13 protein-coding genes and 1 pseudogene are annotated in these 13,004 nt (G+C 66.6%); 7 read left to right on the top strand and 7 right to left on the bottom strand.

The features are described from left to right. On the top strand, positions 1-1,044 hold a 1,044-nt coding region (locus NV1_RS27430; RefSeq protein WP_157117404.1), incomplete at its 5' end, for a cytochrome c oxidase assembly protein. A gap of 69 nt (positions 1,045-1,113) precedes the next feature. Here NV1_RS27430 and NV1_RS46470 read toward each other — a convergent pair. Both NV1_RS46470 and NV1_RS46465 read right to left on the bottom strand, forming a co-directional pair. Continuing rightward, a complete protein-coding gene (locus NV1_RS46470) occupies positions 1,114-2,280 on the bottom strand; it encodes a chloride channel protein (protein WP_281181900.1) in 1,167 nt (388 codons plus the stop codon). Positions 2,281-2,383: 103 nt separating this feature from the next. Further along, positions 2,384-2,929: pseudogene (locus NV1_RS46465) on the bottom strand (chloride channel protein); the annotation flags it as partial. Between the two features lie 257 nt (positions 2,930-3,186). Here NV1_RS46465 and NV1_RS27420 point away from each other — a divergent pair. Next, positions 3,187-3,693, top strand: coding sequence for a MarR family winged helix-turn-helix transcriptional regulator (locus NV1_RS27420; protein WP_067897457.1), 507 nt, complete (start codon positions 3,187-3,189; stop codon positions 3,691-3,693). Between the two features lie 97 nt (positions 3,694-3,790). Here NV1_RS27420 and NV1_RS27415 read toward each other — a convergent pair whose 3' ends face one another. Together NV1_RS27415 and NV1_RS27410 are read right to left on the bottom strand one after the other, a co-directional pair. Next, entirely contained in the window at positions 3,791-4,249 is a 459-nt protein-coding gene (locus tag NV1_RS27415; protein WP_067897454.1) for a MerR family transcriptional regulator, read from the bottom strand. 2 nt (positions 4,250-4,251) lie between these two features. Further along, complete coding sequence (locus tag NV1_RS27410) at positions 4,252-4,548, bottom strand: hypothetical protein (protein WP_245713952.1); 297 nt, start codon at positions 4,546-4,548, stop codon at positions 4,252-4,254. A gap of 306 nt (positions 4,549-4,854) precedes the next feature. Between NV1_RS27410 and NV1_RS27405 the strand changes: the two genes are divergently transcribed. From NV1_RS27405 to NV1_RS27390, 3 genes are all read left to right on the top strand, one after another. Further along, entirely contained in the window at positions 4,855-5,484 is a 630-nt protein-coding gene (locus tag NV1_RS27405) for a TetR/AcrR family transcriptional regulator (protein WP_067897424.1), read from the top strand. A gap of 37 nt (positions 5,485-5,521) precedes the next feature. Beyond that, positions 5,522-6,025, top strand: a complete 504-nt coding sequence (locus NV1_RS27400) for a nitroreductase family deazaflavin-dependent oxidoreductase (protein WP_067897451.1) — start codon at positions 5,522-5,524, stop codon at positions 6,023-6,025. Positions 6,026-7,040: 1,015 nt separating this feature from the next. Next, positions 7,041-7,766, top strand: a complete 726-nt coding sequence (locus NV1_RS27390) for a class I SAM-dependent methyltransferase (RefSeq protein ID WP_067897449.1) — start codon at positions 7,041-7,043, stop codon at positions 7,764-7,766. A gap of 275 nt (positions 7,767-8,041) precedes the next feature. Here the strand turns inward: NV1_RS27390 and NV1_RS27385 are convergent, their stop codons facing one another. Both NV1_RS27385 and NV1_RS27380 read right to left on the bottom strand, forming a co-directional pair. Continuing rightward, positions 8,042-9,067, bottom strand: coding sequence for a lysophospholipid acyltransferase family protein (locus NV1_RS27385; protein ID WP_067897446.1), 1,026 nt, complete (start codon positions 9,065-9,067; stop codon positions 8,042-8,044). A gap of 193 nt (positions 9,068-9,260) precedes the next feature. After that, a complete protein-coding gene (locus NV1_RS27380) occupies positions 9,261-9,569 on the bottom strand; it encodes a hypothetical protein (RefSeq protein ID WP_067897418.1) in 309 nt (102 codons plus the stop codon). A 164-nt stretch (positions 9,570-9,733) separates the two neighbouring features. Between NV1_RS27380 and NV1_RS27375 the strand changes: the two genes are divergently transcribed. After that, complete coding sequence (locus NV1_RS27375) at positions 9,734-10,345, top strand: DUF2249 domain-containing protein (RefSeq protein ID WP_067897415.1); 612 nt, start codon at positions 9,734-9,736, stop codon at positions 10,343-10,345. Between the two features lie 31 nt (positions 10,346-10,376). Here the strand turns inward: NV1_RS27375 and NV1_RS43865 are convergent, their stop codons facing one another. Continuing rightward, the gene (locus tag NV1_RS43865) at positions 10,377-10,568 is read right to left on the bottom strand and encodes a hypothetical protein (RefSeq protein ID WP_157117403.1); all 192 of its coding nucleotides are present in this window, start codon (positions 10,566-10,568) and stop codon (positions 10,377-10,379) included. Between the two features lie 249 nt (positions 10,569-10,817). Here NV1_RS43865 and NV1_RS27370 point away from each other — a divergent pair, with 249 nt between their 5' ends. Beyond that, positions 10,818-12,854 carry an APC family permease gene (locus tag NV1_RS27370; protein ID WP_067897412.1) on the top strand — a complete coding sequence of 679 codons (2,037 nt, stop codon included), beginning with the start codon at positions 10,818-10,820 and terminating at the stop codon, positions 12,852-12,854. Positions 12,855-13,004 lie beyond the last annotated feature (150 nt).

The following is a 13,004-nucleotide window of genomic DNA, read 5'->3' as shown; positions in this document are numbered from 1 at the left end:
TTAATGTGCTGTGCGCAACTGTTGCATACTGCTCGTGTGGTTATGGCGATCGACGTTGCGGCACCAACACTGACCGGAGTGCTCACGACCTGGACGATCTCACCGATCGGTGACACTCTGATCGCCGTTGCCGCGATCGGGTACGGATGGCTGGTGATACGGGCACGACGGCACGCACAGTCGTGGCCGGTGCTGCGGATCGCCAGCTGGTACGCGGGACTGGCCGTGCTGGTCCTGGCCCTGGACAGCGCGCTGGCGGCGTACGCCCATCACCTGTTCACCATCCACATGGTCGTCCATCTGCTGCTGATCACCGTGGTGCCCGCGCTGGCGGTGTGGGGACAGCCCATCCGGCTGCTCCACCTCACCGGCGGGCCCCGCGCCCGCGCGATCATCGACACCGCCCGGTGGCGCGCGCCGTGGCGGTGGCTGATATCGGCCCGGTTCACGGTGCCGCTGTACGCCGTGGTGCTGGTGCTCACTCATCTGACCGGATTCCAGCAGGCGATGCTCACCGATACCTGGATCCACGACGCCGAACTGCTGCTCTACCTGATCAGCGGTTACCTCCTGCTGCTCCCGCTCGCCGGGGACGAGTTGACGACCGAGCCGTCGTGGCCGTACGGGTTGCGGCTGCTGGTGCTGGCGATCTGCGTCGGGCCGGACACCCTCGTCGGGGTCACGTTGATGATGTCCTCGTCGGTGCTGGCGCCCGCTTACGCCGCGTCCCGGACGTGGGGCCCCGGCGCGCTGGTCGATCAGAACACCGCCGGGGTGATCATGTGGCTGGGCGGGGACGGCCTGATGATGCTGCTGATGATCATCGTCGCGGGCCGGTGGGTCCATTCCGGTGACACCGCCCGCAGTTTCGGCCCCTGGCTCGACGGAATCCGCCAGCGCGCCCTACTCGGCGAATCCGCTTTCGGCGGCACCGACGTCGACGCCGAGCAAGCAGCGCTGGACGCCTACAACGCGCGTCTGGCACAGCTGCACGGTCGAGGCCCTGTTTCCCCGCACGAGAACAAGGACGGCGACCCGGTATGACCACGCGGCGAGTGTGGACATTCATTCGCACGGCCGCACCATCGGAGAATTCCGGTCTGCTGAGGCGAATCACGTTCCGGTGTGCGCGCTTTGCAGGGCCTTCAAGACGGCGCGGTGAGTGAGCCAGCCGACCACGGTACGCCCGGCGGAGTCCAGGACCGGGATGCCGGTGGCCGTCGCGGCGCCGAGGGCGTCGAGTGCATCTGCGAGAGAAGCGGTTTCGGTGATCTTCGGAGGGATGACAGCGAGATCCCCGGCGGTGGCGTGATCCGAGGCCGGGTCGGACAGGGCCTCGGCGACCGATTGCGCGGTGAGGCAGCCGTGATAGTGCTCGTCCGCGCCGATCACCGGCAGGACACCGTTGGCCGACAACCACACCGCGCGCCCGGCCTGCTCGATCGGAGTGCCGGCCGCGATCGGCTCGGGCATCAGCTCCATCACCGACGCGACAGCGGACTGTTCGAGGCGCGAGACCGAACCATGATGCGCCGCATCGAGATCCACCCCGCGCCGGGTCAGCTTGAGGGTGTAGATCGTCTCTTTCGACAATATCCGTGAGGTGAGTGCGGCAGCGACGATGGCCAGCATCAGCGGCAGGATGATGCTGTACTCGCCGGTGAGCTCGAACAGGATGACCACCGCGGTGATCGCCGCGCGGGTCGCACCCGCGAACGCCGCACCCATGCCGATGAGCCCGTACATGCCAGGCGCCGCGGTCGCGGCCGGGAACAGTTGGTGCACAAGCACTCCGAAGGCTGTACCAGCCATCGCGCCGATGAACAGCGACGGCGCGAACACTCCGCCCGAGCCGCCGATGCCGATGGTCAGGCTGGTCGCGACGATCTTGCCGACCATCAGGATCAGCAGCAGCCATACGACGTATTCGCCGTCGATGGCGTGCGCCAATACCGGATATCCAACCCCGTACATCTGCGGCAATGCGAGCAACAGCCCGCCCAGCAGCACACCACCCACAGCCGGGCGCAACCATTCCGGGCCGCGCCACGCCCAGTCGCACGCGTCCTCGATCCAGTACAGAATGTGGGTGAACGCCACTCCGACCGCGCCGACCACGATGCCCAGCACCGCGAAGATCAGGTACTCCCATCCCGATTTCAGATGGAAGACGGGTAGATCCAGGAACGGGTGATTGCCGAACGCGGCCCGGCCGATCACGCTGGCGGTCACCGACGACAGCACCACCGCGCCGAACGACTCGGCCGCGAAGTCCCGCAAGATCAGCTCCATCGCGAAGAACGGCCCCGCGATCGGTGCGTTTGAACGTCGCGGCGATACCACCGGCCGCACCGCACGCGACCAGAATCCGCAGCCGGTTCTCCGGCATCCGGGTCAGTCGGCCGAGGCTCGACCCCCACGCGGACCCGATCTGCACGATCGGCCCCTCACGGCCCACCGAACCACCCCCGCCGATGCACAGCGCCGAAGCCAATGCCTTCACCACCGTAACCTGCGGTGGAATCCGGCCGCCCCGGGCCGCGACCGCGTACATCACCTCCGGCACACCGTGCCCGCGCGCCTCGGGTGCGAACTTCGTGACCAACGGACCATAGATCGCCCCGGCCACCACCGGAGCCAGCACCACGAACCAGATCCCCAGCGCGGGCAGATGCGGATTCGCGACCCGTCCGGCCGCGGAATAATCCGCGTGACCGGACAGAAGCTCGGTGAACGTCGTTATCAGCCAACGGAACACGATCGCACCGAGACCGGACCCGGCGCCGATGATCACCGCCAGGACGACGATCCCGCCGCGACTGTCCCGGACCCACTCCCCCAGCGAAACCCGCGCCGGAACCGGCAACGACCACCGCCTACCGGACACAACCTTCCCGGTGTGCGCCGACTTGGACTGCGTCGCTGTCATACGAATCCCTCATCACCCGGAAACATGCAGTAAGCAACAATTGTAGTAGGTACGTGATTCACGGTGGCGGCGAGGACAGCGTGCGCCTCGGTAGCGACGGGGCATGGACGCCGGCTGTGGTGTGGCCGGTCGCGCTGGTCCCCGGCCGCACTCGGTAGCGTGCAGCGAATCGTCCTGTGTGGCTTTCCGGCTCGGCGGTGCGACTTCACGTCACGGGACACAAGCGGCAGGATGAGGGAGAACGGCGGGTTTTGGTGATGGAGGTACTCGTGGCAGGACGAGGTCGTCGGCAGGTGGCGCAGGAGTCCGTGGACGAGCTGACCGACGCTCTGCTCACGGCCTCGCGGTTGCTGGTGGCGTTGTCGGCGCGATCGATCGCCCATGTCGACGACACCCTCACCATCGCGCAGTTCCGCACATTGGTGATCCTGTCGACCCGCGGCCCGTCGAAGATCGCCGCGCTGGCCGAGAGGCTCAACGTGCAGCCGTCCACGGCCACCCGCATGGTCGATCGGCTGGTGGCCGCGGGTTTGATCGACCGCAGACTCAATCCGGACTCGCGCCGCGAGCTGATCATCGAACTGACCCCGCGTGGACACGAGATCGTCGCCGCGGTGACCGATCGCCGCCGCGAAGAGATCGCGGCCTTGGTGGCCCGTATGCCCGATGAGGACCGGTCGGGCATGGTGCGTGCACTGACGGCATTCAGCGCCGCCGGGGGTGAACCGCACCCGGCACCCGATATCGACGGCTACCAACTCTGACAGCCGGTGATGGCTTCGGTGACCCGAACACCGACTCGGACCCCGGCGACCGTGCCGAATTCGCGGCGGTGGGCGACGTCGAGGCACGCCCAGTACGTCATGGCCGCTGCCATCCGGGATCTCGATCACGTCCGCCCTTCGCGCTCGACTCGTCGCTTTCGGTGAATCGCACTGGGCAGTCCGGACTTTCACTGCATGTCAGCAAGTCGTCACACCCGGCCGCCAAGGCTGCCCGCAGGGTGTCGCGTACGGCGGTCAGCTGGGCGAGTCCGGCGTCGACCTCGGCCAGCTTCGCCGTCGCGCGGGCCTGCAACCCGGCACCGGCGCGCAGGCGCCCGAGCCGAGTGGCCGCCAGCAGATCGGCGACCTCGCCGAGTGTGAACCCCAGCCGCTGAGCGGCCTTGATCACCCGCAATACCGTCACCGCCTGCTCCGGATACAGCCGATGCCCACCCAGGGTGCGTCCAGGTTCGGCCAGCAGGCCACGGCGCTCGTAATAGCGCAGCGTCTGCACGTTCACCCCGGCCGCGGCGGCCAGCTCGCTGGTACGCAGCATGGTCACCTGTCACCACCGCGGGCGGCGTCCACCCGGGCAGCGAAGGCATCGAGCACCTCGACGTAGGCCGCCGGCACGCCGACCACCATCACTACCCGGTCCTCGGGAGTAAGGAAGTCGAACGTGAAGAACTGGCAGCAGCTCGACTCACGATCAGCCAAATCCCGCGCAACCGGCTCGAAAACCGGATCCAGAGCCAGTTCGAGCCGGACCGGGCCCGGCCGGTGAACGGCAAGGACGCCATCGGCGAACAGCCGGTCGAACTCGGCGATCCGGATCGGCTGCTCGATCGTCGGCAATGTGCACGCATCCCGGATCCAATCCTGTGCACCAGGAGAAATAGCCATAACTCACGGTAAGCCCGTACCCAGGTACCGGATGCAAGCCTCACGCCCGAACCCTCGACCGCGGACCTTGCTCGACCTGCACTGAATTATTCATGCCGCCGCATCGCGCTCAGCCACCCCACCACCAGGCAACAGGCACACGCGAAAAAGGCATCCGTGAGCCCTCACCGACGTATGGCTCACCGCCGAGAGCGGCTACGCACGGCCGGGAAGCGCACCGGCTCGACACGAGGTGAACATTTGTTTACTATAGTAACCATGCGTTCACTCGATGACCGGACGGCGCGAGCCAGAATCCGCGACGAGGCCCTGCGACTGTTCGCCGACCACGGCCCCGACGGGGTCTCGATCCGTGATATCGCCACCGCCGCCGGCGTGTCTCCAGCACTGGTCATGCGGCATTACGGCGCCAAGGAAGGCTTACGCGAGGCGGTCGACGAACATGTGGCCGAGATCTTCGACTCACTGCTCGACGAGGTCACCAACCCGGACGGTGCCGACCCTTTCGCCGCGGCCACGGCGCCGACCATGGCCGAGCTGGTGATCAGACAGCTGCCGGCGGATTCCCCGATACCCGCCTATCTGGGACGAATGCTGGTCGCGGACGGACCGGCAGGCGCCACGTTGTTCACGCGCCTGTACACGATCAGCCAGACGGCCCTGGCGAGACTGGCCGAAGCCGGGATGGCCGATGCCGGTTCGGATCCCGGCGTGCGCGCGGCATTCCTGCTCATCAACGACCTCGCGGTGTTGATCCTGCGCCCGCATCTGCGCACCGTCCTCGGCGACGACCCGCTGACCGAGATCGGTATGCGGCGCTGGGGCACCGAGGTGTTGTCGATCTACCGAACCGGACTGGGAGGTGCGGCGACAGACGACAACCGATGACGATTACCGGTCCCTACTCGACAAACGAGGTCACACCATGTCCGACACTTCCGCACTACCCGCCCTGACCAGCACACTGGTCAGCACCGCAACCCGAGCGCTCCGGAACCGCCGGCTGATGCGCGCACCGATCCTGCTCTACCGAGCACACCTCGGATTCCTGTTCGGCTCACGCATGCTGATGCTCGAACACATCGGCCGCAAAACCGGAACACGCCGGTACGTCGTCCTGGAAGTCATCGACCGCCCCGCACCCGACACCTACGTCGTGGTCTCCGGCTTCGGCACCCGATCCCAATGGTTCCGCAACCTGCAAGCCGATCCACACGCGCGCATCTGGATCGGCCGCCACGGCCCTGCCGCCGCCACCACTCGGGTACTCACCCCCGACGAGACCGCCGCCTCCCTGCGGTCGTACATCTCCCGCTATCCCCGCGCCTGGAACACCATGAAACCCGCGCTCGAGAACACCCTCGGCGCACCGATCGACAGCCGCGGCACCGGCCTGCCAATGGTGCAATGCCGGCTCGACCAGCAGTGAACCGGGGCCGCCAGTCGCGGCCCGGGCAAACCGATCCACCCATCGAAGCGCCGACATCGACAGTGGGACCACCACAAATTCGGATAACCCCGCTCACACGGGCCGACCGGCGCTATCGCCTGACTGAAGGCGAGATGGCCCGGTGTGCCGCGGCCGGGCGCGAATCTGCGCATATCGAGCGAGTCCGGATCTTCACCGCGGAAGCCGACACGATGCGAAAGTTGCTGGCGCACTTCGCTGTTGAACACGGCCGAGCGGGCGCACTCGTGCGGGAATCGGGCGAGCCGCACAGCAGCCCCTCCTGGAGGAGTCTGCTCGAACCGGCGGACTCACAGCTCGAACTCGTCGGCGGTAGCGGCCGGTACTGCAACCAGTACCTCGGATTGTCCCGTGCAAGGTCCTAGACTGGATGGTGATTCGACAGTTTCAAACGTCGCGCAAACGGTACAGACGGCTGCGGCCGCGGCAGGTACTCGGCGTGATGTCCTTGTCGGCATCCTCGCCTCGGCCTGGGCGGTCTTTCCTGTTGCGCACGTGTGAACGGCGACCCGTCGATCCCTCGAGGAGTTATCGCCCAGAACAGGAGGCTCCGATGTCCACCATCCACCTCAAGGAGACCACGAGTTCGACACCGGAACAGTTCGTGGCGGCGTTGACCGATTTCGGGCCGGGCCGCTCGCAGGTGTTCGGCAACAGTGCCGACGAATATCTCGAGGTCCACGATCAGGGCCAGTGTGATGCGGACGTCACCGAGGGTTCCCACGGCATCTGGGAACGCCTGCACTACGACTGGTCGAACCCGGACCGCGTCGTCATGACGACCACCGACTCGAACCTGTGGGGTGGCCACTCGGGTCATACCTACACCTTCACACGTCGACCCGACGGGATGACCGACGTGGATGTGGTCGTCGTGCGCGAGGGCAAGAACCTCAAGGGCCGGGTCCTGGGGGCCGTCGTCGGGACCGTCGGCAAACGCGTCCTGAAACAAACCCTCGACAAAACAGTGAAAGCAATCGAAACCCGAGACAGTGACGCGGGAACAGCAGACACGACCACGCCGGGCGAATTCACATTCGAGGCTGCATACAAGGGCGAGGCCGGACCGTTCTGGGATGCCAAACCCCCCTGGAGTCTGGGCGAGCCGCAGCCGGAACTGAAGGCGATCATCGAGCAGGGCAAGTTCCACGGTGACGTGCTCGATGTGGGGTGCGGCGAGGCAGCGATCTCCCTGTATCTGGCCGAACACGGTTACACGACAGTGGGATTGGACTCCGCCCCGACCGCCATCGAACTGGCCCGCGCCGAGGCGTCCCGCCGCGGACTGACCACCGCGTCCTACGAGGTCGCCGACATCGCCTCGTTCGCCGGATACGACGGCCGTTTCGGCACCATCGTCGACAGCACCCTGTTCCATTCGATCCCGGTGGACCAGCGCGAGGGATACCAGCAGTCCATCGTCCGCGCCGCCGCCCCCGGAGCGTCCTACTTCGTGCTCGTGTTCGACCGCAAGGCCCTCCCGAATCCGCCTGCCGGGTTCGGTCCCAACCCCGTCACCGAAGCCGAACTGCGCGAAGTGGTCTCGAAGTACTGGGTGATCGACGAGATCCGCCAGGCCCGCATCCACGGCAACAATCTTCCGAGGGACAAGCAGTTACCGATCTCGTTCGAAGATGTCCGTGACGAGCCGGGTGGCCGTAGCTCGGTGCCCGCCTGGTTGTTGCAGGCACACCTCGGCTGAATCCACCCGTCCACTATCGCGGTGCCTCGACCAGCCGAGGCCCGCGTCGAAACCGCGCCCGGCTGTCCCGTGCCGCTCGACGCCACGGACCGTGCGTTGGCCGCGGAGTGTGGCAGTGGCTGCGGAGCCGATACCGAGGCGTGCGTGCTGGGTTCATCTCCAGCCATGTATCGAGCACGGCCGCCGATGATTTCCGTGTCCATGGCTTTCGGTCTCGGCGTGTGGCCCGGTTGTCGGCCGGGCTTGTCGACCGCTCCGGGTAACTGAACTGTTCGTCAGTTGTTCGGGCCGGCAAACGGGTGGGGGCGTTTGGTGAGCAGTTCGTACAGTGTCTGCTGGATTGTTTCGCGGATCTGGTCGGTCAGGTGGAACATCGTCATCGGGTCGTCGGCGAGCCCCGGGGTGAAACCGTCGGTCGGGATGGGGGTACCGAATTCGATGTACCACTTCGAGGGCAGCGGGACTGCGCCGAGCACGCCCAGATGCGGAAACGTCGATGTCACCGGGAAGTAGGGCAGCCCGAGCAGCCGGGCCAGCGGGGTGATGTCGGCGAGCTTGGGGTAGATCTCCTCGGAGCCGACGATCGAGCACGGAATGATCGGTACGCCCGTCTTGGCTGCTGCCGAGGCGAAGCCGCCGCGTCCGAACCGCTGCAGCTTGTATCGCTCACTGTAGGGCTTGCCGACACCCTTGAATCCCTCGGGAAACACTCCGGCCAGCTCGCCGGAGCCCAGCAGGCGTACGGCGTCGGCGGAGCAGGCCAGGGTGTGTCCGGCCTTGCGGGCCAATCCGCTCAGGATGGGCAGTTCGAAGACCAGATCAGCAGCCAACAGCCGCAGCAGCCGTTGTTTCGGGTGCCGGTCGTGCACGGCCAGCTGGAGCATCAGCCCGTCGATCGGGAGTACACCCGCGTGGTTGGACACGATCAGCGCGCCCCCGGTTTCGGGGATGTTCTCGATGCCCGTGACCTGCACCCGGAACCATAGGTCCGACAGCGGCCGCAGGGCCGGTAGCAGGACCGATTCCAGCAGGTGTTCGTCCAGGCCGAATTCGTCGACCTGGTAGTCGCCGGCCAGGCGGCGGCGAGCGAAATCGGCCGCGCCGCGGATACCGCTGGTGATCGCGTCGCGGGCCAGATCGCCCAGGTCGCGCGGCCGGCGCGGGGGCACCTGCGCGACTCGCTCGGTCAGCGACGTCACCGGACGTGACACTGGCCGGCTCGGCCATTGCCGCGGCGCTGGGCGCTGCCGCGCCTCGAAGTCGCAGTCGCGCAGTCGAATCACCTTGGCCAGTTCACTCATCAGCGTGCTCCGTTCCGGCCTCGACCAGGGACGCGAAGCCGCGTTCATGCCGCGGAGAGGACCGATCGGCAGCATGCCTCCGGCTCCCGACGATGGCATCGAATGCCTGCACTGTTGTGGCTTTCCCGATATGCATGAGGTGAACCACCGTTCGATTCATTGCGGGAACTGAAACCGGCGCGGGCAGGGTTGGTCAGCCGAGGCTGATGATGATTGCGCTGCCGACGACGGTGGCGGTGACGCCGAGTAGATGCTCGGTGATCATCGCGGCGATCGGCTGGATGTGTCGGTCTTTGCGGGCGACGACGGCGAGGGTGCGGGCGTCGATGACGTGAGTGGAGGCGAGATCGTCCACCGTCGTTGCCGCGAGCAAGTCCTGCGGGAGCGTCGGGGCGGGCAGTGCGCGCACCGCGTCCTGCACCCGCCGGACCGCGCTGACCGCGCGCTGCGGGATCTCGAGCTGGTGGTGGATGGGGGGCGGGGGCAGGGTTGCGGTGGTCATCGCATTCTCCTCGAGTTCTCCGGCATGAGCGGGTTGTACGAGCCGCTGCCTGCCGGACCGGGGGCCATGAATGACGCGTGTCATAACCGGAATGGCTTGGCTGGCGCGCTGCGCAAGGATTATTTTATACAATAAGAGATTGTAAAAACTAGGAGGTGGGTCACATGCCCGAGACGGACCTGACGGGAACCGAACCGGGGGAATTGGATGTGCGGGAGTTGCGTAAGCCCGACAAGCATCCGGCGATCTTCGCGCGGTTCGATGCCCTGGCCACCGGGGAGTCGTTCGTGCTGGTGAACAATCACTATCCGCGGCATCTGCGCGACGAGTTCGAGGTCGAACATCCCGGCGGGTACAGCTGGGATGTGGTCGAGGACGGACCGCGCGTGTGGCGGGTACGGATCGGGAAGCTGGCCTCGGCATCGCCGCCCCGGGTGCTGATAGATACCAGCGCGTTCGATCCGGGGCATCCGGATACGACGGGTGCGGTGTGGACGTTGCCGGTACGGCGGCGCGATCTGGATGCCAACATCATCCGTATCGCCCCGCGCGGGCGCATCGACGCCCACAATGGCCCGGATCTGGATGTGCTGATCCACGTACTGGATGGCGCGGGCATCCTGACCACCGAGCTCGGTGAGGTCGAGTTGACCGCGGGTGCGCTGGTGTGGCTGCCACGCCGGTCACGTCGCGCATTCACCGCCGGACCGCACGGGCTGCGGTATCTGACGGTGCATCAACGCCGCCAGGCGCTGGTGCTCGACCCGATCGGCTGAACCAGGTCGGCGAGCCGACGCCGGCCCGCTGTCAGGGCACAACGGTGACCAGGCAGCGGGCCCGGCGCAGCAGCCGAGCGGCCGTGATTCCGGCGATCCGGTCGGCGGTGACCTCGGCGCCCATCGGCGCCGAGCTGGGGGAGGCGCTGCCGGCGAGTGTGCTGATGTGGGCGACCAAGCCGGCAGAAACCGGTCGCGCCGCGACGGCCCTGGCGATGGCCAAGCCCCGGATCCTGTCGCGGCGGGCGCGGTCGCGGCGCCGCTGGTGGTGAGGTGGGCCGGGCACAGTCCAGGGTGGCGATGCAGGCGTCGGCGTCGCGTTCTTCGAGTTCGCGGTGGGTGTCGGGTCCAGGCCGGCGAGGCAGTCGGACTTGCGCGGCTCGCGCGGCCTGGCTCACACCAGCGCTCGCACACCGGAGGCCGGGGCGTCCGCCTCGACTGTCGTGGCGAGCCGTTCTTGTAGGCTCCCCAGGTGTCTCGTGTGACGGCCGCTGCCAAGCGCCTGCTGGTTGGTCACCCGTTCCGTAGTGAGCGGTTGTCCAATACCTTGTTGCCCAAGCGTCTCGCGCTGCCTATGTTCGCCTCCGACGCGTTGTCGAGTGTCGCCTACGCCCCGGCCGAGATCTTCACCGTGTTGTCCGTCGCGGGCCTGTCGGCATTCGCCTACACACCGTGGATCGCGGTACTGGTCTGCCTGGTCATGGTCGTGGTGGTGGCGTCCTACCGGCAGAACGTGTACGCCTACCCCAGCGGTGGCGGTGACTACGAGGTCGCGACCACCAACCTGGGCCGCGACTTCGGACTGGTGGTGGGCAGCGCGCTGCTGGTGGACTATATCCTGACGGTGGCGGTATCCGCGGCGTCGGGCGTGGCGAACATCGGCTCGGCGATCGAGATCGTCGGCGCGCATCCGGTGTGGGCCGCGGTCATTGTCGTCCTCGTGGTGACCGGCGCGAACCTGCGTGGCATCCGCGAATCGGGTGTGGCGTTCGCGATCCCGGTGTACGCGTTCATCATCGCCATGATGGCCATGCTGGCCACCGGCATCGTGCGCTGGCTGCTCGGTTCGCCGATGCGCGCGGAAAGCGCGGGGTTCGAGCTACGCCCCGAGCACGCCGTCTCAGGATTCGCGTTGATATTTCTCCTTGCGCGCGCATTCTCATCCGGGTCGGCGGCACTGACCGGGGTCGAGGCGGTCTCCAACGGCGTGCCCGCATTCCGTAAACCCAAATCACGCAACGCCGCCACAACGCTCGCCATGATGGGCGCGCTGGCGGTGACGATGATGCTCGGACTGGTCGGCTTGGCGCTGATCACCAAGGCTCGGGTTGCCGAAGACCCCGGCCAATTGGTCGGGGCGCCGACGAACTACCACCAGAAGACACTCATAGCCCAGATCGCCCAAGCCGTCTTCTCCGGATTTCCGGTCGCCTTCTACTTCTTGTCGATCACGACCGGGATCATCTTGTTCCTCGCGTGCAACACCGCGTTCAGCGGTTTCCCCGTCCTCGGGTCGGTTCTCGCGCAGGACCGGTTCCTGCCACGCCAGCTGCATACCCGTGGTGACCGGCTCGCCTTCTCCAATGGCATCGTGCTGTTGTCGATCATGGCTCTGGTGCTGCTGGTGGCGTTCCGGGCCGACGTGACCTCGTTGATCCATTTGTATGTGGTCGGGGTGTTCGTCTCGTTCACCTGCTCACAAGCCGGGATGATCCGGCACTGGAATCGGCTCTTGCGCACCGAGACCGACCCGGGCGTGCGCAGGCGGATGCGTCGCAGCCAGACCATCAACGTCGTCGGATTCACCTTCACCGGGATCGTGCTGCTCATCGTGCTGGTCAGCAAGTTCCTGGCCGGGGCCTGGATCGCGGTCGCGGGGATGGCGGCGTTCTTCGTGATGATGAAGGCCATCCGCCGCCACTACGATCGCGTTGCTCACGAAACCGAGGGCGACGAGCGGGACATGCTGCTTCCCGGGCGAGTCCACGCGATCGTGCTGGTGTCACGGTTGCACCTGCCGACCATGCGTGCGCTGGCGTACGCACGAGCCACCCGCGCCGACACCATGGAAGCGGTCACGGTCAACGTCGACCCGGCAGACACCCGCGCACTCGTTCAACAATGGGAGACCCACGACCTGCCGGTGCCACTCAAGGTGGTCGAATCCCCATACCGTGAGGTAACCCGCCCAATCCTGGAATACGTGCGGCGCCTGCGGGACAGACGCCCGAACGACCTGATCGTCATCTACATCCCCGAGTACGTACTCGGCCGCTGGTGGGAACAACTGTTGCACAACCAATCCGCGCTACGCATCAAAGCCAGACTGCTCTACACCCCCGGGGTCATGGTCACCTCGGTGCCGTGGCAACTGGCATCCTCGCGCGGACAGGCCCGCCGCATCGGTGCTCGCGCGGATCGAGAACTGCGGGCACGCCCCCGCCACATACCACTGACGACTACCGCCACCGGCACGATCGAGCAACCCGACACCGGCGACACGGCCTGAGTCTCCCACGCACAACGATCAGCCCGCGCCGTTGACGATCGGCACGGCACGTGACGGGAACGGTTTCACCTGCGGCCTGCTGTACGCGAACGAGACGTGCGCCCTCGAGGGGGCACGCCGGAGCATCTCCCCGATCACCGCAGAAAGTTG

It is taken from the genome of Nocardia vaccinii NBRC 15922 (assembly GCF_001613305.1).
GTDB lineage: Bacteria > Actinomycetota > Actinomycetes > Mycobacteriales > Mycobacteriaceae > Nocardia > Nocardia vaccinii.
This window is presented reverse-complemented; position numbering and strand designations above follow the sequence as displayed.